This window comes from Peptoniphilus sp. KCTC 25270 (assembly GCF_021012875.1).
Taxonomy (GTDB): Bacteria; Bacillota; Clostridia; order Tissierellales; family Peptoniphilaceae; genus JAJMZJ01.
In genome coordinates this window covers 160,598-180,423 of the sequence record NZ_JAJMZJ010000001.1, presented here as the reverse complement: position 1 = coordinate 180,423, position 19,826 = coordinate 160,598, and the positions used below count along the sequence as shown (strand labels likewise).

Annotated in this window: 17 protein-coding genes and 1 tRNA gene; 4 read left to right on the top strand and 14 right to left on the bottom strand. The window is 39.1% G+C overall.

Annotated features, from left to right (window positions below):
* Positions 1–17: 17 nt before the first annotated feature.
* From rplA to rpmG, 5 genes are all read right to left on the bottom strand, one after another.
* Positions 18–719 (bottom strand): 50S ribosomal protein L1, encoded by a 702-nt coding sequence (gene rplA / locus LQU94_RS00855; protein ID WP_230634267.1) that lies wholly within the window; start codon positions 717–719, stop codon positions 18–20.
* A gap of 42 nt (positions 720–761) precedes the next feature.
* Positions 762–1,187: a 50S ribosomal protein L11 gene (gene rplK / locus LQU94_RS00850; protein WP_230634264.1), complete on the bottom strand. Its 426-nt coding sequence runs from the start codon at positions 1,185–1,187 to the stop codon at positions 762–764.
* 63 nt (positions 1,188–1,250) lie between these two features.
* Positions 1,251–1,808 carry a transcription termination/antitermination protein NusG gene (gene nusG / locus LQU94_RS00845; protein WP_255702362.1) on the bottom strand — a complete coding sequence of 186 codons (558 nt, stop codon included), beginning with the start codon at positions 1,806–1,808 and terminating at the stop codon, positions 1,251–1,253.
* Between the two features lie 19 nt (positions 1,809–1,827).
* Positions 1,828–2,055 carry a preprotein translocase subunit SecE gene (gene secE / locus LQU94_RS00840; protein WP_230634261.1) on the bottom strand — a complete coding sequence of 76 codons (228 nt, stop codon included), beginning with the start codon at positions 2,053–2,055 and terminating at the stop codon, positions 1,828–1,830.
* Between the two features lie 11 nt (positions 2,056–2,066).
* Positions 2,067–2,216, bottom strand: coding sequence for a 50S ribosomal protein L33 (gene rpmG, locus LQU94_RS00835; RefSeq protein WP_230634258.1), 150 nt, complete (start codon positions 2,214–2,216; stop codon positions 2,067–2,069).
* Positions 2,217–2,531: 315 nt separating this feature from the next.
* Between rpmG and LQU94_RS00830 the strand changes: the two genes are divergently transcribed.
* Positions 2,532–2,966, top strand: coding sequence for an Rrf2 family transcriptional regulator (locus LQU94_RS00830; RefSeq protein ID WP_230634254.1), 435 nt, complete (start codon positions 2,532–2,534; stop codon positions 2,964–2,966).
* Here LQU94_RS00830 and LQU94_RS00825 read toward each other — a convergent pair.
* From LQU94_RS00825 to purF, 7 genes are all read right to left on the bottom strand, one after another.
* Positions 2,961–3,518 (bottom strand): hemerythrin domain-containing protein, encoded by a 558-nt coding sequence (locus LQU94_RS00825; RefSeq protein ID WP_230634251.1) that lies wholly within the window; start codon positions 3,516–3,518, stop codon positions 2,961–2,963. The genes LQU94_RS00830 and LQU94_RS00825 overlap by 6 nt on opposite strands.
* 3 nt (positions 3,519–3,521) lie before the next feature.
* Positions 3,522–5,087 (bottom strand): NAD(P)/FAD-dependent oxidoreductase, encoded by a 1,566-nt coding sequence (locus tag LQU94_RS00820; RefSeq protein WP_230634248.1) that lies wholly within the window; start codon positions 5,085–5,087, stop codon positions 3,522–3,524.
* A gap of 174 nt (positions 5,088–5,261) precedes the next feature.
* Positions 5,262–10,202 carry a phosphoribosylformylglycinamidine synthase gene (locus tag LQU94_RS00815; RefSeq protein WP_230634245.1) on the bottom strand — a complete coding sequence of 1,647 codons (4,941 nt, stop codon included), beginning with the start codon at positions 10,200–10,202 and terminating at the stop codon, positions 5,262–5,264.
* A 12-nt stretch (positions 10,203–10,214) separates the two neighbouring features.
* A complete protein-coding gene (gene purH, locus LQU94_RS00810) occupies positions 10,215–11,741 on the bottom strand; it encodes a bifunctional phosphoribosylaminoimidazolecarboxamide formyltransferase/IMP cyclohydrolase (protein WP_230634242.1) in 1,527 nt (508 codons plus the stop codon).
* Complete coding sequence (purN, locus tag LQU94_RS00805; protein WP_230634240.1) at positions 11,738–12,316, bottom strand: phosphoribosylglycinamide formyltransferase; 579 nt, start codon at positions 12,314–12,316, stop codon at positions 11,738–11,740. Before purN ends, purH begins: the two co-directional genes overlap by 4 nt.
* Entirely contained in the window at positions 12,298–13,335 is a 1,038-nt protein-coding gene (gene purM, locus LQU94_RS00800; protein ID WP_230634238.1) for a phosphoribosylformylglycinamidine cyclo-ligase, read from the bottom strand. The genes purN and purM overlap by 19 nt, the downstream gene beginning before the upstream one ends.
* A gap of 10 nt (positions 13,336–13,345) precedes the next feature.
* Positions 13,346–14,692: an amidophosphoribosyltransferase gene (gene purF / locus LQU94_RS00795; RefSeq protein ID WP_230634236.1), complete on the bottom strand. Its 1,347-nt coding sequence runs from the start codon at positions 14,690–14,692 to the stop codon at positions 13,346–13,348.
* A gap of 412 nt (positions 14,693–15,104) precedes the next feature.
* On the opposite strand from purF, the gene LQU94_RS00790 reads away from it, so the two are divergent.
* The 3 genes from LQU94_RS00790 to LQU94_RS00780 all read left to right on the top strand — a co-directional run bounded on the left by LQU94_RS00790 (position 15,105) and on the right by LQU94_RS00780 (position 17,801).
* Positions 15,105–15,181, top strand: a tRNA-Pro gene (locus LQU94_RS00790).
* 727 nt (positions 15,182–15,908) lie between these two features.
* Entirely contained in the window at positions 15,909–16,787 is an 879-nt protein-coding gene (locus LQU94_RS00785; protein ID WP_230634234.1) for an MBL fold metallo-hydrolase, read from the top strand.
* 120 nt (positions 16,788–16,907) lie between these two features.
* Positions 16,908–17,801 carry a TIGR01212 family radical SAM protein gene (locus LQU94_RS00780; protein ID WP_230634232.1) on the top strand — a complete coding sequence of 298 codons (894 nt, stop codon included), beginning with the start codon at positions 16,908–16,910 and terminating at the stop codon, positions 17,799–17,801.
* Positions 17,802–17,889: 88 nt separating this feature from the next.
* On the opposite strand, the gene LQU94_RS00775 is transcribed toward LQU94_RS00780, so the two are convergent.
* Entirely contained in the window at positions 17,890–18,411 is a 522-nt protein-coding gene (locus tag LQU94_RS00775; protein WP_230634228.1) for a DUF4256 domain-containing protein, read from the bottom strand.
* A 189-nt stretch (positions 18,412–18,600) separates the two neighbouring features.
* The gene (tuf, locus tag LQU94_RS00770) at positions 18,601–19,794 is read right to left on the bottom strand and encodes an elongation factor Tu (protein ID WP_230634225.1); all 1,194 of its coding nucleotides are present in this window, start codon (positions 19,792–19,794) and stop codon (positions 18,601–18,603) included.
* Positions 19,795–19,826 lie beyond the last annotated feature (32 nt).

Sequence of the window (19,826 nt, the reverse complement as noted above, 5' to 3'; positions counted from 1 at the left end):
TGCTTCTAAATTGAGCTTTAGTTATCCATTAATTTTTGTCCGTTCAATTTAATTCCAGGACCCATTGTGCTAGCAAGTGTTACAGATTTTAAGTAACGACCTTTTGCAGCGGCTGGTTTGGATTTAATGATCGCTTCCATTAAAGAATTTAAGTTGTCTGTTAATTTTTCAGAACCGAAAGAAGCTTTTCCAATTGGAACGTTGATAATCGCAGCTTTGTCTACACGATATTCAACTTTACCAGCTTTGATTTCTTCAACCGCTTGAGCGATATCGAAAGTTACTGTTCCTGCTTTAGGGTTTGGCATAAGTCCTTTAGGTCCAAGAACACGACCAATACGTCCTACAACACCCATCATATCTGGAGTTGCAACAACAACATCGAACTCAAACCAGTTTTCTTCTTGAATTTTTTTCACTAGTTCTTCGCCGCCAGCATAATCAGCGCCAGCTTCTTCTGCTTCTTTTACCTTATCGCCTTTAGCAATAACTAGAATTCTTTCTGTACGACCAGTTCCGTGTGGTAACACTACGGTACCACGAACTTGTTGGTCTGCATGTCTTGGGTCTACACCCAATCTTACAGCCAATTCAATTGTTTCATCAAATTTAGCACCTGCTGTTTTTTGAACCAATTCAATGGCTTCGTTTACATCATATAGCTTTGTACGGTCGATAAGCTTGATGCTTTCTTGATATCTTTTACCTCTCTTTGGCATTCTTTACCTCCTTGTGGTACAAACGAAATGGAATTTCTCCCACTAATCGATTACTTCAACACCCATACTACGTGCAGTTCCGGCGATCATACTCATTGCAGCTTCTACGCTACCAGCGTTTAAGTCTGGCATTTTTGTTTCCGCAATTTGACGCAATTGGTCTTTTGTAATTTTCGCCACTTTATCTTTATTAGGAACTCCAGAGCCCTTGTTCAAACCAATCGTCTTTTTGATTAATACGGCTGCTGGTGGAGTTTTTGTAATAAAGGTAAATGAACGGTCTTGGTAAACAGTCATTACAACAGGGATAATTAAACCTGCTTGATCAGCTGTTTTAGCATTGAACTCTTTTGTAAATTGCATGATGTTAACACCATGTGGTCCAAGAGCGGTACCTACTGGTGGAGCTGGTGTAGCCTTTCCAGCAGGAATTTGTAATTTTACGATTGCTATGACTTTTTTTGCCATAGTGACACCTCCTATGTGGTTTTGGCGGGGTTGGTTTCCCTCCCACTCTGTGCGATAAATCTACTACGCTTTAATCAATTGATTAAAATCTAACTCAACAAGCGTATCACGTCCGAACATAGAAAGAGTAACTTTTACTTTTCCTCTTTCGTAATTCAAACTATCGATCACTCCGACAAAGTCCTCAAATGGTCCATTTAATACCTTTACAGTATCCCCTTCACTAAATTCACCAAACAACTCTTCGTTATTGGCAACACCTAGTGTGCGAACTTCTTCTGGAGACAATGGAACTGGTTTTGATCCAGGGCCAACAAATCCTGTTACGCCTCGGGTATTGCGAACCAAATACCATGACTTGTCGTTCATAATCATTTTAACAAGTACGTAAGATGGGAACATTTTTCGTTCCTTCATCTTGGTTACGCCGTCTTTTGTATCGGCGTATTCCTCCATAGGCACTTTTACTTCAAAAATTAAATCATCCAATTCATGATTTTTCACCATGGATTCCATGTTCATTTTTACTTTGTTTTCGTGCCCAGAATAGGTATGGATTACATACCACTCTGCTTGTTCTTCACGTTCTTCTCTTACATCTGCTTGGTATTCGTCAGTCAATGGTAACCTCCATTTAGCCTTACAGACCAATAATTAAGGAAACTATTTGTGAGAATACAAAATCAACAGCATAGATAAAAATAGCGGTAACAATACTTACAGCAATTACAATTAAACTGTAACGAATCCAATCCTTTTTGGATGGCCAAATTACCTTTTTGAATTCAGACTTCACGCCACCAAAATAGCGTTTCAAAGATTTTGAATCCTTTTTATCGCCGTTAACTGCATTTGTCTTTGCGGCCATAAAACCTCTCCTTACTTTGTTTCCTTGTGGATTGTGTGGTCTTTACAGAACTTACAGTACTTTTTGATTTCCAAGCGTTCTGGCGTATTCTTTTTGTTTTTGAATGTTACATAATTTCTTTGTTTACATTCTGTACATTCTAGAATTACTCTATCTGCCATTTGGCACCTCCTACACTTAATAATGGATAAACCTGCTCAATAAAAAAGACCTTCTGAAAGAAAAGCCTCTTTCCGTCTGGTGGATTTCCACCCCATACGAAGGTTTACTCTAGAAGTCTACCATATTTCTAGGAACAATGTCAACTCTATTCCCTTATTTCTTTCGTATTTATGCCATTTCCTCTTTCTAAATGTATGTTTTTTATCTCTCCCGATTGAAAAGAACTTCTATCTATGATAAACTAGACCAATACTATAAATTATATTAAATCATTATCATTTTTATTTTTACTATTGGAGATTGAAGGAGATACAATGAAGATTTCAACCAAAGGACGTTACGCTCTGTGTTTTATTATTGAACTTGCAAAGCAACCGTCCGATCAGTACGTAGCCCTAAAAGAAGTTTGCGAAAGCCAACATATTTCCAAGAAGTATTTGGAACAAATTATCCCTCTTATGAGTAAGATGGATTTTTTGGATGCCATTCGTGGTAACAACGGCGGCTATCGCTTGAAAAAAGACCCTAAAGATATTTCTCTCTATGACATACTTTCTTCCACAGAAAATGAATCTCGATTGGTGAAATGTGTTGATGTTGCTCTTTGTGAACGCTCTCACCTTTGCCATTCCCGTCCTGTTTGGCTAGAGTTAGACGCCCTCGTTCTGGATTTCTTGAAAAACAAAACCATCCAAGATATCCTCGATGACGAAGATTCTCAGACGGCTAGCAATCAACATTATTTATAAATATTTGTCAGACAATACCTTCAATTTTTGGAGGTATTTTTTTTGTACGCCGAATTTTTCTTTTTCTTCTTCATAGGACCGGCTCAATTCGTCTACCTTTTCCTTGGATTCTTCCGATAAATTTCTTTCTGCAAAAGGATAGACTACATCATTTTCTCTTGTGGCATGGGCTTCTAATAATCTTGCATAGGAATAACCCAAACCAATTAAGTCCACTTTTCCCTCTTCTGTTGGGTTCTCTTCCCAACGATTGAGTGCCTCTTCCCAATCTCTAACAATACCCCTCGCTTGATCATGTTCCACCAACATTCCCTGACGCACTACTTTTTCAGCTACAGGCCCTAGTTCCTTTAACATATAAGAAAAAAGAATTTCTTCTTCCTTTCCGTGATGGTGAGCGTCCGTATAATTTCGAATAATGTCAATAAAATCCCTTACTTCTTCTGCCAAAATTTCTTCTCCGTGAAGAATGGATTCCATCCATTTTCGAATGGTTTTCGTTAACACCAAAATTTGATCGTGTTCATATACTAATATTTCAATTCCGTACATAATTTATCTCCATTTTTCTATAATTTTTTCTGCTACGCGAATTCCATCAATGGCTGAGGAAACAATTCCCCCAGCGTATCCTGCCCCTTCACCGGCGGGATAAATATTTTCATGGGAAATGGATTCGAGGGTTTCTTTGTCTCGAATCAAACGAACAGGAGAAGAGGAACGAGTTTCTACACCCGTCAAAAGAGAATCCTCTCCAGCAAATCCCTTCATTTTTTTCTCCATTCCCATTAGAGCCTTATGAATCGCTTGATTTACCACTTCTGGATACAATCCATTTAAGTCCGTATAAGAAACTCCCGGTTCATAAGTTGGCAAAACTTTGCCTTCTCCTTGAGATCGTTTTTTTGCCAAATAATCTCCCACTCTTTGGGCTGGCGCTTTATAATTCGATCCTCCAAGAACAAAGGCTTTTTCTTCCATTTCTCGCTGAAATTCCATTCCAGCCAAGGCCCCTTTTCCAAAAATTTTCTCATCTACTGTAGCCAAAATCGCCGCATTGGCGTTGTTTCCATCTCGTTTGTAATAGCTCATTCCATTGACGACAAGCCGACCTTCTTCAGAGGCAGCCGCTACTACATAGCCCCCAGGACACATACAGAAGGTATAACAACCAAAATCCCCCGCCTGATAGGTCAAGGCATATTCTGCCGGTGGAAGTTGATCCTTAAAGATTTCTCCATACTGTTGCAAATTTACGGCTTCTTGGTTTTGTTCAATGCGAAAACCTACGGCAAAAGGCTTGGACTCCATGGCCAACTTTTTCTCAAATAACATTTCAAAAGTATCCCGTGCAGAATGTCCCAATGCCAACACAAGGGCTTCTGATTCATATTCTCCTTTTTCCGTTTTTACTTGGTATTTCTCTTCTCTTTTTTCAATCAAAAGAACTTGTTCTTGAAAATGAATTTCTGCCCCCATTGCCAAAAGTTCCTTGCGAAACGAAATCAACACTTTCCGCAAGCGATCCGTTCCAATATGAGGCTTTTTCATATAGAGAATTTCTTTTGGTGCGCCCATTTCCACAAACGTATCCAAAACCAATTTCCCTTTGGGATCTTTGGAACGAGAAGTCAACTTTCCATCAGAAAAAGTCCCGGCGCCGCCCTCGCCAAATTGAACGTTGGACTTTGGATTCAACGTTCCTGTATCCCAAAAATTTTCTACACTATGGATTCGGTCCTCTACCTTTTCTCCCCGTTCCAACAGAATGGGTTTTAGCCCAGATTTCGCCAGAACATAAGCAGCAAACAGCCCGCAAGGCCCGCTCCCCACAATAATAGGCCGAATTTCTTTTTCTGATTTTAGAAATTCATAATGCACTTCCTTGGCAAAGTCTATATTTTTCTTCTTTTCAATAAATTTTTTGGAAATTTCCTTTTTGGGCCACACATTTAGCTGTCCCATATAGTGGACGTCATGTTTTTTCCTTGCATCTAAACTTTCTTGGTGCAATTCCCAAGTAAAATCTTCTTTTCCCAAACGAAGAATTTTTCCAATTTCTTTTTCGTATATTTCCATCGATTCCGATGGTTTTCGCCTAATATTTCGAATTCGAAGCATAATAAACCTTCCTCTTTTTTCTTTTCCGTACTATTATACCCCATTTTTCTCCATAAAAAGAAGGGACTCCAAAAAAGGGAAGTCCCCTCTTTAAGGCAAACAATATGAAGAACAGTTTTTAGTATAATTTTCTTTTGTGAAGAAAAATTCAACCCTATGTTAAGATTTGGTGAATTATTTTTCTTCCCCCTTCATATAGGCTACCCCAGATTCGATTACTGGAATAATTTCCACGTCTGGAATATTGATAAACAGATTTTCATCGGCTCGTTCCACATGGCCCATCTTACCTAAAATCTTTCCATCTGGACTTACAATTCCCTCAATATCAAGGGTACTTCCATTTGGATTGTCCACGTAAGTAAAGGCGATTTGGTTGTTCTCAATCAATTCCTTTGCTTTTTCTTCGTTGATTACAAAGCGACCTTCTCCATGGCTAATGGGAACGCGATATTCTTTTCCTAGCTCCACTTTTTGTAACCATGGGCTGTCATTACTAATGGATTTTGTTGTAACCAAACGAGCCACATGACGATGATTGTCGTTAAAGGTAAGAGTTGGCGAATCTTCTTTTTGTGGTTCTGCCACTCCATTTGGCAAGTAACCAGATTTCACCAAAGCTTGGAATCCGTTACAAATTCCCAGCATCAATCCATCGTTGTCTTTTAATAAAACGTCTATGGCTTCTTTCATTTTTTCTGTACGCAATACATTGGCAATAAATTTCGCAGATCCGTCTGGTTCGTCACTAAAACTAAATCCACCAGGAATTGCAAAGATTTGTGAGTCTTTGATTTTTTCTGCTAGTGTTTCGATGGATTGCAAATTTTCTTCTGCCGTTTGATTGCGGAATACAAATACGTCGGTTTCCGCTCCGGCTCTTCGGAAGGATTCCGCTGTATCCCATTCGCTGTTTGTTCCTGGGAATACGGCAATGGTAACCTTAGGAACCGCTACTGCCTTAGAAGAAACTCTTGGACGAGAAATGGTTTTGTTTACAGCAATTTTTTCTTCGCTGGCCTTTCCTATTTCTGGTGGGAAAATTTCGTTTAATCCTTCTCTCCATTTTTGAGAAATTCCATCGTAAGAAATGCTTTCGCCATTTACTTTTATTTCTTTTTCTGTTACCACACCGATTTCTTCTACCTCTGCAAAATCTTCTACATATTCCACAAGGAAGGCGCCGTATTTTGCATTGTATAGGTCTTCTAATTTTACATCAAATCCCAACCCATTTCCTTCTGCTGAGATCAATAGATGAGGCAAGGAACCTAAATGGGTAATGGCAATGGCAGATTTCACATTCCCTTTGGCAATTTCATCTGTTAAGCGATTTGCCTTTTCTAAGAAATCTTTCAAATCTACTTTTTCTTCTACCATCTTTGGCTGAATATACCCTAATTTATTGCCCGCTTTTTGTAACACATTGGAAACAACGTGTTCCACGTTCATTGGTGCAATGGCAAAGGAAATCAAAGTAGGCGGAACATCTAAATCACGGAACGTTCCACTCATGGAATCTTTTCCGCCAATTGGTGGGATTTCCAAATCCATGGTACTATCAAAGGCACCCAATAGAGCTTCTAGTGGCTTGCTCCAACGGTTTGGATCTTCTCCTAATTTTTCAAAATATTCTTGGAAAGTTAGATACATATCCGCCGGTTTTGCTCCTGTCGCCACTAATTTTGCCACGGATTCAATTACAGCGTAGTAGCCTCCTAAATAGGGGCTTTCCTTTAATAAATCGGGATTTCCACCAAAACTCATGGCACTGGCTGTTTTGCTTCTACGATCCACAACAGGAACCGTTGCAACCATGGCTTGTGTTGGCGTCACTTGATTTTTCCCACCCATTGGAGAGAGAACGGTACCTTTTCCTACGGATTGGTCAAATTTTTCTACCAAATTCTTTTGGCTTAAAACTTCCAAATCGGTCATGCGTTTTTCTAAATCCTTCAAACCATATTCGTTGAAGCGACCCATAAAGCGAGGAATGTTTCCTTCCACCATCTCTACTTTTTGATGACGAGAAACCCCAGATGTATCGATAAATTCACGAGATAATTCAGCAATCACTGTATCTCCATAAACCATCTTCATTGTTGGTTCTTCCGTAACTTCTGCTACTTGAGTACATTCTACATTTTCTTCTTCGCAAGCTTTTTGGAAGAATGCTAAATCTTTTTTGTCAATCACAACGGCCATACGTTCTTGGGATTCAGAAATGGCAATTTCCTTTGGTGTTAAGCCTTCGTATTTCAATGGAACGCGGTCTAGATGAATCATCAATCCATCGGCCAATTCTCCAATGGCAACACTTACACCACCGGCACCAAAATCGTTACAGCGTTTGATTTTTTTGGAAACTTCTTCTGTTCTAAACAGACGCACCAACTTTCTTTCCATTGGAGCATTTCCTTTTTGTACTTCCGCAGATGCCGTAAATAAGCTTTTCGCGTCGTGTTCTTTGGAAGAACCCGTTGCTCCCCCAACGCCATCACGACCTGTACGGCCTCCTAATAATAGAATCAAATCTCCAGGAGCTGGAACGGCACGAGTTACCCAATCCGTTGGAGCCGCTCCAACAACCGCACCAATTTCCATACGTTTGGCCACATAGTCGTTGTGATAAATTTCGTGAATCAATCCCGCTGGCAAACCAATTTGGTTCCCGTAAGCACTATATCCATTGGCTGCTTCTGTGGTAATTTTTCTCTGTGGCAATTTACTTTCTAACGTATCTTCCACTTTTTGACGTGGATCCCCAGAACCCGTTACACGCATGGCTTGGTAAACAAAGGCACGTCCACTTAACGGATCGCGAATACAACCACCTAAACAAGTGGAAGCTCCCCCATAAGGTTCGATTTCTGTTGGATGGTTATGGGTTTCGTTTTTGAACATTAACAAATAAGGAATGGATTCGGTTTTTCCTGTAACTGGATCTTCGCTTTCTACATCAATATGAATGGAGCAAGCGTTGATTTCTTCCGATTCTTCAATATTTGTCTTAATTCCTTTTGTTTTCAAATATTTCGCTACAATTGTACCCAAATCCATAAGAGAAATTGGTTTTGTACGATTTAATTCTTTGCGAGTATCTAAATATCTTTGGAATGCTTCTTGAATATAAGGGGCAACTTTTTCTTCTACCTTAATATCCAATTCCGTTAAGAACGTCGTATGACGACAATGATCCGACCAATAGGTATCCAAAATCGCAAGTTCGGTTTCGTTAATATCTCTTCCCAATCCTTTGAAATGATCTTGAATAAAGGCCAAATCCTCTAGGCTCATAGCCAAACCACGATCTTCTAATAAAGAGGAAAGCTCTTCTTCAGACAAAGAGATAAACCCTTCAATGGTTGGATTCTCCAAATTGCGAACAATTTCTTCTTCTAAAGTAGTCGGAACGCCATAGACCTCGCCCTTCATTTGGTCTACAGGATTTACAAGATATTTTTCAATTTTCTCTACATCTTCGCGATCTAAATTCCCCGTAAAAGAGTATACATCTGCCGTGTGGCTCTTTAAGTGTTCATGACCAAAAATGGCATTGGCTGTATCCAATACACCGGCATTTCTTTGAACATACTGTCCAGGAAGATATTGAATCACCAAAGGATTTTCAAAATTTGCTTGTACTTTTAAGGCTTCTTCCCCGAAATAAACGAAATCTGATGGAGCTTCTGATAAAACTTCACGGCTTAAACGTTCTACCTCGTCCTCTGTTAAACCTTCTAAATCGTAACGCAAATAATGTTTCAATCCTTCCAAGGTAAGGCCTAGCTCTTCCTCAATTTTCTTTTTCAAGGATTTTTCCGCCTCATCAAAGCCCTCTTTTCTCGTTACATATACACGAGAAACCTTTGGACCAATATCTCGACGAATTTGCTTATTATTAAATTCAATCTCATCTGCGCCTTTATAGGCCTTTTCCATGGCTTCTTGGAAAGTATCTCCAACAGCTGTTACCGTAAGAACGCGACCTCCATTGGTAAGAATTTTTCCTTCTTCCTCTTTGGTTCCGGCATGGAAAATCATAACCTCTTTTGCTTTGTCTAAGTTTTTGATTTCTACGCCTTTTTCAGAAGATTCTGGATAGCCACCAGAGGCCAACACAACCGATACAACTTTCTTATCGTTGTTTTTCACTTCCACTTCTTCCAAACGACCTTCTGAAGTTGCCATCATCAAATCCAATAAATCTGTATCCAAGCGTTGCAATACAGATTGTGTTTCCGGATCTCCAAAACGTACGTTGAATTCCAAAACAGAAATTCCACGATTTCCAATCATTAAGCCGATAAATACCAACCCACGATAATCGATTTCGTCTTCTTGTAAAGCTTTAAGGAAAGGCTTTAAGACGATTTCTTCGATTTCTTCAAGGAAAGGTTCTGCTTCAATATTAGGGCTATAGGTTCCCATACCCCCTGTATTTGATCCCTTTCCTCCTTCAAAAATCGTTTTATGATCTTTTGCTGTAGCCAAAGGACGGATGGTTTTTCCATCGACAAAAGCCAACAAACTCATTTCAAATCCATCTAAAAATTCTTCTACTACTACTTTTTCTGAATCAAATTTTCCTTCTTGGAATACTTCCTGTAAAAAAGACTCGATTTCTTTTTCACTATAGACAATTTTCACGCCTTTTCCTGCAGCCAAACCATCTGCTTTTAGAACCGCTACCCCATTGTCCTCCAATAAGTTCAAAGCTTTTTGACGAATGGTATCTTCGCTTTCTGATTCCAAATAATCGGCTGTAGGAATATTGTGACGAACGCAAAACTCTTTTGCATAGGCCTTAGAACCTTCCAAACGAGCCGCTTCCTTTGAAGGAGCAAAAATCTTCAATCCTTCTTCTTCAAAAACATCCCCAATTCCATGTACCAAAGGCTCTTCTGGCCCAACAATGGTATAATCAATTCCCACTTGTTTTGCAAAATCAACCAAATTGGAAATATCGTTTACTCCTAAGGAAATATTTTCTCCAATTTCCTGGGTTCCCCCATTACCAGGGGCAAAATAAATTTTCTCTACATTCTTATTTTTCGCAATGGATTGACCAATACTGTGTTCTCTTGACCCATTACCTACGATTAAGATTTTCATAACGCCTCCTTCTTAATGACGGAAATGTCTTGCTCCTGTAAATACCATAGAAATATTTTCTTCATTACAAGCATCAATGGAATCTTGATCTCGAACAGAACCACCCGGTTGGATGATGGAAGAAATTCCATATTCATTTGCTTTTCTTACGCAGTCGTCAAATGGGAAGAATGCATCTGAAGCCAGAACTGCTCCTTCAAAATCTTTATCCTTTTGATTGGAGAAGATATTTTCCAATGCCCAAATACGACTTGTCTGTCCACCACCAATGCCGATGGTTACGCCGTCTTTTACTAAAACAATCGCGTTGGAACGGACATATTTTACCACCTTCATTCCAAACAATAAATCTCTTGTTTCCTCTGGAGTTGGTTGTTTTTTGGTTACTACATCAAAACCTTCTTCGCTATCTGTATCTGTATCTTGAACCAATACCAATCCTGAAGCCAAGCGGATTTCTTCCATTAAAGGTCCTGCGGTAAAATCAACTTTTAATAAACGTAAATTTTCTTTCTTTTTGAAAACTTCCAAAGCTTCTGGCGTAAAATCTTTCGCTGCAACAACTTCTAAGAAAATCTTTGTCATCTCTTCTGCAGCCTCTTTGTCTACAACGGAATTCATGGCAATGATTCCGCCAAAAATAGACAATGGATCCGATTCGTAACATTTTGTATAGGCTTCCAAATCATCTTTGCCCAAAGCCACCCCACAAGGTGTCGCATGTTTTAAGCCAACGCAAACAACGCCTTCTGATTCTTCATCAAATTCTGCCGCTAAACAAACCGCTGTGTTTAAGTCATTAATATTGTTATAAGAAAGCTCTTTCCCTTGCAATTGCTCAAAATGAGAGAAATAGCTGTTGGACATTGGATCCACAAACAAGCTGGCTTCTTGGTGAGGATTTTCCCCATAGCGTAGCTTCGATTTTCTCTTTAGTCCATAAGTATAAGTAGCGGCCTTTTCTCCAGTAATCATTTGGAAATAACGAGAAATCATAGAATCATAATAAGCTGTTAAAGAAAAAGCCTTCATCGCCAATCGTTTGCGATATTCAAAATCCACTTTTCCCGCTTTCATTTGGCTTAATACTTCGTCATAATCTTTTGGATCGGTAACGATTAAAACATCCTTGAAGTTTTTGGCCGCCGAACGTACCATAGAAGGCCCGCCAATATCGATATTTTCAATCATGATCTCTTCTGGATTTCCTTCATGAAATTTTTCTTCAAAGGCGTATAAATTTACGCAAACCACATCAATCGGTGAAATATCCAACTCTTGAACTGTATCTTGATGCTCTTTCACATCTCTACGATACAAAATCCCACCATGCACTCTAGGATGTAGCGTTTTTACACGACCATCTAAAATTTCCGGGAAACCTGTATGTTCGTCAATCGCCATAACAGGAATTCCTGCATCGGCAATTTTTTTCATGGTTCCACCAGTAGACAAAAGAGTATACCCCAAATCCACCAAACCTTTGGCAAATTCTTCAATTCCTGTTTTGTCTGTAACACTTAACAAGGCGTATTTCATACATAATCCTCCTCATACAAACGAATCGCTGTCTTCAACGCTTCATGCTCTACATAAAGAACGGCTTTTTGAATCTCCTCTGGAGAGGAACATTTTTCAATATTAATGGCCGTCTGCAAAAGAATTTTTCCTCCGTCAATTTCCTTATTTACCAAATGAACCGTTGCCCCAGACATTTTCTCCTTCGCTTCAAAAACACTGCGATGCACGTTCATTCCATACATTCCCTTTCCTCCAAACTTCGGCAAAAGGGAAGGATGAATATTGATAATACGATTTTTGTACTGCTCTAAAATTTCAGATCCAAGGATTTTCAAATAACCCGCCAAAACAATTAAATCCACTTGGCGTTCCTTTAAGAGAGACTCCAAAGAGTCCCAATCTTTCTCTACATAGGTTTCGATTCCGTGATTTCTTCCCCGTTCCAAGGCGTAGGCATCCTCTTTATTGGAAACCACAAGGACGATTTCTGATTGAAAGAAACCTTCCTCTTGGGCCAATAACAAAGACTCTAAATTGGTACCACCGCCAGAAACAAAAACGGCAATTCTGTGCTTTATTCCTTTATGACACATTTCTTTTCGCCTTTAACAATTTCTCCAATAATAACGGCTTCGTCCTCTGTTTCTTCATTAATTAACTTTACAATTTCTTGAGCGGAAACCACATCTGCAACAATTACCATACCAACGCCCATGTTGAAAGAACGGAACAATTCTTCTCTCTCAATGGCATTGAAACTTTCAATCGCTTCAAACAATTCTCCTTTTTCCCAACGGCTTTCGTAAACCACCGCTTGGGCATCTTCTGGTAAAATACGAGGCACATTTTCAATCAAGCCCCCGCCAGTAATGTTACAAATTCCCTTTACTTTATAGCGATCCAAAACTTTTTGAATGGTACGAACATAAATACGAGTTGGTTTCAACAAAGCTTGACCAATGGTTTCTCTCATATTATGCACCTTGTCATCTTTTTTCGCTTGCAAATGATCAAAGAACAATTTTCTTGCCAAACTATAGCCATTGGAATGAAGACCCGAACTTTTAATTCCCACAATCACATCTGCTGGCTCAATGTTAGAACCGTCAATTAAATTTCCACGATCTGCGATTCCAACAGCAAAACCAGCCAAATCGTAATCGTCCTCTCCATACATGCCAGGCATCTCAGCTGTCTCTCCACCAATCAAAGCACAATTGGCTTGACGACAACCATCAGCAATTCCTTCTACAATTTTTTGCATCTTTTCTGCTTCTACATGACCTGTTGCAATGTAATCCAAGAAGAATAAAGGTTTCGCCCCTTGGCAAATCAAATCATTGACACACATTGCCACCAAATCAATTCCCACTGTATTGTGGATGTTCATCATTTGAGCAATCATAAGCTTTGTGCCTACACCGTCTGTAGCCGCCATTAAAGTTGGATCTTCCATAGAAAGGGCCTCTTTAATGCTATATCCACCGGCAAAAAGACCAATCTCACCCAATACATTATCGTCAAAAGTAGATTTTACCGATTGTTTAATCAAATCAACCGCACGATTTCCTTCTGAAATATTTACGCCTGCATCTTCGTAACTAATTTTCATTTTTTCCCCCTTAAATAATGATTGGATCTACTGGATAATTTCCATCAAAACAAGCTGTACAGAAATGATCAATGTCTTTTTTCCCAGCCTCTGCCAAGCCATCCATGGAAATAAAAGACAAACTATCTGCCCCAATATTTTCTCTCATCTCTTCCACACTTTGGTTTGCCGCAATTAAATTCTTACGGCTTGGTGTATCGATTCCATAATAGCAAGGATGACAAACTGGAGGAGAAGTAATGCGCATATGCACTTCCTTCGCTCCTGCATCTCGCAAACGATCAATTAACTTACGACTCGTTGTTCCACGAACAATAGAGTCATCCAACAACACAATTCTCTTATCCTTTACAACATCAATTAACGGATTTAGCTTTAGCTTAACCGCAATCTCCCGTTCCTGCTGCGTTGGTTTAATAAATGTACGACCCATATAACGATTCTTTACCAAGCCTTCCCCAAAAGGAATCCCTGATGCTTGAGAATAACCAATAGCGGAAGGAATCCCTGAATCTGGAACGGGAATAACCAAATCCACATCACAAGGGCTTTCTTCCCATAAAATTTCTCCACAACGACGACGGAATGTATAGGCATTGATCCCATCTAAAGTTGCATCATTTCGAGCAAAATACACATATTCAAATACACAATTTCTAGGAGTCTCCCCTTCGTCTAACTTATAAGAATGAGCCCCTGTATCATCAATAACAACAATTTCTCCTGGCTCCACATCGCGAATCACTTCGCCCCCCATAATTTCAATCGGAGCATTTTCACTAGAAACAATATAATCGTCTCCCTCGCGACCCAAAACCAAAGGACGAATTCCATAAGGATCGCGGAAAGCCACTAACTTATCCTTCAAAAGCAACGTAATAGAATACGCCCCTTCAATCAACTTCATAGTCGTACGAATCGCCTCAACAATATCCCCATTGTAATATCTTGTAATCAAATACAAAATAACCTCAGAGTCATTGGTAGATTGGAACATCATCCCATCTTCTTCCAAACGAGTTCGAAGAATTTGATAGTTAATTAAATTTCCATTATGACCTAAAGCAACCATTTCTCCACGAGCAAAACCCATTAAAGGTTGTGTATTAAACTCATGTGCGCCACCAGCTGTAGAATAACGAACATGACCAATACCAATCGAACCCTCCAACATATTGATGTCTGATTCCTTAAAAACATCTTGCACAAGTCCCATGGTACGGTGACGTTTTAATTCCTCCCCATTAGAAGTAGCAATCCCCGCACTTTCCTGTCCACGATGTTGCAAAGAGTTCAAACCATAAAAAAGTTTACGGCTCACATCTTCCTTACTATAAATTCCTAAAACTCCACACATTAATTCTTAGTTCCTTTCTAAAAATCTCTCCCAAATCAAAGCAAAACAACGAATAAATGTCAAAAAAAAACTCAACGTTTCTATATTTTTCCCCTAAAAACGAAAAAAGACACAAATCCCTTTGTATCTTAAATCATGGCAATAGTATGCAATTATAGTTATGTACCTTAAAAAGGCGAAAAATATCGGAGGAAAACGTAAACTTTAATTTTCTAGGGTTCGCGTCAAGGTTCAGCAAGCTCTCATATTTCTTATTAGGCCAACAAACACATGAACAAATCCCCATAAAATCCCTCCCTTAATGAATAAATTATAACACATTCCCCAATTCGTCACAACATTTCCTGAAAGATTTTAAGAACTTTTCCCACCTTGCACAAAAAAAAGAAAATTGATATAATACACAGAGTATCGAGATGTGGCGCAGTTTGGTAGCGTACATGTCTGGGGGACATGGGGTCGCAGGTTCAAATCCTGTCATCTCGACCATATTAGAACACAACAAGCAGATGAAAACTTGTTGTGTTCTTTTTTTGCCAAAATTTTTCCACTTCAAATTTTGCTTTTTGAACTTTTATCACCTTAACAAATTCAACCCTGTAGTTACATCCTTTCTGCTTCTGTCGTCGTGAAATCTTTCATTACTTACCTCCTAATTTGTACAGGGATGGACGAATGGCTAAGGGAACGAGTTTATGTCAAAGGATATAGATACCATCATTGTAAAAGGTGAAATTCTGTAGTATAATTTCCTAAGGGGGTAGAGCATTCGCCCCTATTTTCTGTTACTATCCTTTAGGCTTTTTAATGATATTACTGCAGCGGCTAAGCTTAATATCCCAGTCATAAAGGATAGTATTTTTTCTATAGTTTCTATTTTTGTTTTGCGATCTTTCCGTGCTTTTTGTATAGCACTACACCCTATACAAAATCAATCTTTTTATAAAAAACACAAAAGGCTACCCAATGAAAGTAGCCTTTTTTTATTTCTCTCATTCTAAATTTTCTTTCTTTTATTCAATCCAACAACTCTTCTAAATCCTCTGTTGTTGCGTAATTTTGAATAAAAGATCTCCCTTGACGCTATAAAAATCGAAATTGCGAAATGTATTTTTAGATGATAAAATTGGAACAACCATTTCGCATACCATCTCTTGATTTATCCTGCTATTTTAAGGAAAAATCTTTTATCCAATCGATTTAAGGAGGAAACACAATGTATGAATTAGTACAACTTTCTGAGCAAACTTATTATATTAACAGCCCTGCGAAGATTGGACTGGTCAAATTAGACGATAAAAATGTTTGTTTAATTGACAGCGGAAACGACAAGGATGCTGGACGCAAAATCCGAAAAATTCTAGAATCCAACGGTTGGAATCTTACGGCCATTTACAATACCCACGCCAACGCCGATCATATTGGAGGCAATAAATATTTACAAGGTCAAACTGATTGCAAAATCTATGCTCCCAGGATTGACTGTGCCTTTACCAATCATCCTATTTTAGAACCCGCCTTTTTATATGGTGGCTATCCTCCAAAAGATTTGCGCCACAAATTTTTATTGGCCCAAGAAAGCAAAGCAGAGGAACTCACACCCGATACATTACCAGAAGGGTTTGAAATGATAAAATTACCGGGCCATTTCTTTGATATGGTTGGATTCCGCACCCCAGACAATATACTGTTCCTTGCCGATTGCCTTTCTAGTAAGGAAATTTTGGATAAATATCAAATCGGATTTATTTACGATGTGGCTGCTTATTTAGAAACTTTAGAGATGGTAAAAAATCTTGAAGCCAAATTGTTTGTTCCTTCTCATACAGAAGTTACGGAAGAAATTTCTGATCTGGCCCAATACAATATAGACAAAGTAAGAGAAATTGAAGGGAAGATTTTAGAACTTTGCGAAACCCCTTCTTATTTTGAAGAAATCTTAAAAAATCTTTTTAGGGAATACCAGTTGGAAATGAATTTTGAACAATACGTTCTTATTGGAAGCACTGTGCGTTCCTATCTTGCTTGGTTGAAAGAATCTGGCAAACTGGAAGTTTATTTTGAAGACAATACCTTATTTTGGAAGAAAATTTAATTTGTTTCTTTCTTTGCCGATTGTTATCATCAACGTATGAAGGCCTACCTTTGGAAAGGCAAAGTATGGAAGAAGGCAAAAGAGACTCCTAGGGTCTCTTTTTCTTTGGAAGGAGAAAATATGGAATACTTATCAGCCAACCAATATATAAAAAAGCGGTTCGGGGAAAAAGCCTACAAAATTTCCCTCGACGGCGGCTTTACCTGTCCAACGCGAGATGGGACAAAGGGAACCCGCGGCTGTATTTTTTGTTCCCAATATGGATCGGGAGACTATGCCCAAAGCAAGGCAAAATCCATTACAGAGCAAATTGAAGAAGGAAAAAAACTCGTTCAAAGGAAAAACAAAAAAGAAAATACCAAATACATTGCCTATTTCCAAGCCTATACAAATACCTACGCCCCTATGGAAAAATTGGAGTCATTATTTACCGAAGCCATAAATCATCCAGACGTAATTGCCCTATCCATTGCAACGCGTCCGGACTGTTTAGAAGAGGACATTCTCCCACTTCTTGAAAAACTCAACAAAATCAAGCCCCTTTGGATTGAACTAGGTCTGCAAACCATTCATGAAAAGAGCGCAAAATATATTCGAAGAGGCTATTCACTAAAAACCTATGACGAAGCCGTTGAAAAACTAAGGAATATAGGAATTGAACAAATCATCACCCACGTTATTTTGGGATTGCCTGGTGAAACAAAAAAACAAATGTTAGAAACGGTGGACTACGTTGGAAAAAGCAAATCCAATGGAATCAAATTGCAACTTTTACACGTTTTGGAAAATACGGATCTTGCCAAAGAATATAGAAAGGGAACGTTTGAAGTTTTAGAATTAGAGGAATACGCCGAAATCGTCGCTGAATCCATTGGAATTTTGCCAGAGGATATGGTTATCCATCGCATTACTGGCGATGGAAATCGACACGAACTCATCGCCCCAAAATGGAGCTTGAAAAAATGGCATACCTTACAAACTATACAGAAAAAAATTCAAGAAACAAAAAGATAAAGCACAGCCCTTTGGCTGTGCTTTTTATATAGAAAGGATATTTATCCAAAAAGGCGTTAGAAAAGGAAAATTTTTCGCGAATTGCATTTTATAAAAAGAAATAGCCCCGGAATCCTCGGCTGCCGTAATAGCTATCGGCGCCATTGTGATAGACAAACACCCTTCCAAATCTTCGATCCCCAAAAATAGCCCCTCCCTTTTCTCGCACCTCTTTTTCCGTAAAAAGCCAAGAGGAAATTTTCTCATCCATAAGAAACAATTTTTGCAAAGAAAAATACATTTCTTCCGATAACAGAGACAAATTATGCTCTTTCGCCTCTTTTTCTGCCGAAGAACTGGGGGTATTTTTCTTTCGGTTCAACCGTGCCTCTTCATCGTAGCACAAAGAAACGCGTCCCTTTGGCGTCTCTTTCGCCCCGTCCACAACCATCCAACGATTATGGAAAAAAAGAACACGAGGCTCTCCACCGGTTTCCTCTATATAAGCAATGGTTTCAATCATTGCGTCCGAAATTTTATTGGAAATCTCCTCCCATGAATTTTCCAAATCTTTCTCTTTTCCCAAGTCCCAACGCTCTTTCACCTTTTCCAAAATTTTTTCTCGCTCCATAAACCCCTCTTAAAATATTTTGCTATTTATACCCATAAAAGAACTTTTTCTTATTCCATTCTTTCTAAAAATTCTGCTCGAATCGGTTCTTCCTAAAAAACTACCAAAAGAAGTTCCATCAAAGGGACGTTTTTCCCATAAAAAAGAGAGTCTTTCGACTCTCTTTCTTATTTTTGCTTATAACAATTCTTATCCAAGAATTTTTGTTACTACGCCTGATGCTACTGTACGACCACCTTCACGAATCGCAAAACGTAATCCTTCGTCCATTGCGATTGGTGTGATTAGTTCTACTGTGAATGTTGCGTTGTCTCCTGGCATTACCATTTCTACGCCTTCTGGTAATTTGATATCACCTGTTACGTCTGTTGTACGGAAGTAGAATTGTGGACGATATCCGTTGAAGAATGGTGTGTGACGTCCACCTTCTTCTTTGCTTAATACGTATACTTCGCCTTCAAATTTTGTGTGTGGAGCGATGCTGTTTGGTGCTGCTAATACTTGTCCACGTTCGATTTCGTCTCTTTGTACACCACGTAATAATAGACCTACGTTGTCTCCGGCTTGGGCTTGATCCAATTGTTTTTTGAACATTTCTACCCCTGTTACTACGATGGTACGTTTTTCTGTTGTTAATCCTACTACTTCTACGCTGTCGCCTACTTTTACTACGCCTGTTTCTACACGGCCTGTTGCTACGGTTCCACGACCTGTGATAGAGAAGATGTCTTCTACTGGCATTAGGAAAGCATGGTCTACGTCACGTACTGGTTCGTCGATGTATTCGTCTACGGTTTCCATTAATTTTACGATTTTGTCGCCCCATTCTCCGTCTGGATCTTCTAATGCTTTTAAGGCAGATCCTACAGTGATTGGTGTGTTGTCGCCGTCGAAGTCGTATTCGCTTAATAGGTCACGGATTTCCATTTCTACTAATTCGATTAGTTCTTCGTCGTCTACTTGGTCTTGTTTGTTTAGGAATACTACGATTTTTGGTACCCCTACTTGGCGGCTTAATAGGATGTGCTCACGAGTTTGTGGCATTGGTCCGTCTGCTGCAGAACATACTAGGATAGCTCCGTCCATTTGAGCGGCTCCTGTGATCATGTTTTTTACATAGTCAGCATGGCCTGGGCAGTCTACGTGAGCGTAGTGACGGTTTGGTGTTTCGTATTCTACGTGAGAAGTTGAGATTGTGATTCCACGTTCTCTTTCTTCTGGTGCTTTATCGATGTTTGCGTAATCTACGAATTCACCGCTTCCGAATCTTTTGTTTAGTACTAATGTGATTGCTGCTGTTAACGTTGTTTTACCGTGGTCTACGTGACCGATTGTACCAATGTTAACGTGTGGTTTGGTTCTTTCAAATTTTTCTCTTGCCATTATAATTTCCTCCTACTTTTCAGGACTAATTA

Excerpts from the sequence above, each read along its gene's own strand:
- rplA (WP_230634267.1), bottom strand. The coding sequence starts at position 719 with ATGCCAAAGAGAGGTAAAAGATATCAAGAAAGCATCAAGCTTATCGAC.
- rplK (WP_230634264.1), bottom strand. The coding sequence starts at position 1,187 with ATGGCAAAAAAAGTCATAGCAATCGTAAAATTACAAATTCCTGCTGGA.
- secE (WP_230634261.1), bottom strand. The coding sequence starts at position 2,055 with ATGGCCGCAAAGACAAATGCAGTTAACGGCGATAAAAAGGATTCAAAA.
- rpmG (WP_230634258.1), bottom strand. The coding sequence starts at position 2,216 with ATGGCAGATAGAGTAATTCTAGAATGTACAGAATGTAAACAAAGAAAT.
- LQU94_RS00830 (WP_230634254.1), top strand. The coding sequence starts at position 2,532 with ATGAAGATTTCAACCAAAGGACGTTACGCTCTGTGTTTTATTATTGAA.
- LQU94_RS00825 (WP_230634251.1), bottom strand. The coding sequence starts at position 3,518 with ATGTACGGAATTGAAATATTAGTATATGAACACGATCAAATTTTGGTG.
- LQU94_RS00820 (WP_230634248.1), bottom strand. The coding sequence starts at position 5,087 with ATGCTTCGAATTCGAAATATTAGGCGAAAACCATCGGAATCGATGGAA.
- LQU94_RS00815 (WP_230634245.1), bottom strand. The coding sequence starts at position 10,202 with ATGAAAATCTTAATCGTAGGTAATGGGTCAAGAGAACACAGTATTGGT.
- purH (WP_230634242.1), bottom strand. The coding sequence starts at position 11,741 with ATGAAATACGCCTTGTTAAGTGTTACAGACAAAACAGGAATTGAAGAA.
- purN (WP_230634240.1), bottom strand. The coding sequence starts at position 12,316 with ATGTGTCATAAAGGAATAAAGCACAGAATTGCCGTTTTTGTTTCTGGC.
- purM (WP_230634238.1), bottom strand. The coding sequence starts at position 13,335 with ATGAAAATTAGTTACGAAGATGCAGGCGTAAATATTTCAGAAGGAAAT.
- purF (WP_230634236.1), bottom strand. The coding sequence starts at position 14,692 with ATGTGTGGAGTTTTAGGAATTTATAGTAAGGAAGATGTGAGCCGTAAA.
- LQU94_RS00785 (WP_230634234.1), top strand. The coding sequence starts at position 15,909 with ATGTATGAATTAGTACAACTTTCTGAGCAAACTTATTATATTAACAGC.
- LQU94_RS00780 (WP_230634232.1), top strand. The coding sequence starts at position 16,908 with ATGGAATACTTATCAGCCAACCAATATATAAAAAAGCGGTTCGGGGAA.
- LQU94_RS00775 (WP_230634228.1), bottom strand. The coding sequence starts at position 18,411 with ATGGAGCGAGAAAAAATTTTGGAAAAGGTGAAAGAGCGTTGGGACTTG.
- tuf (WP_230634225.1), bottom strand. The coding sequence starts at position 19,794 with ATGGCAAGAGAAAAATTTGAAAGAACCAAACCACACGTTAACATTGGT.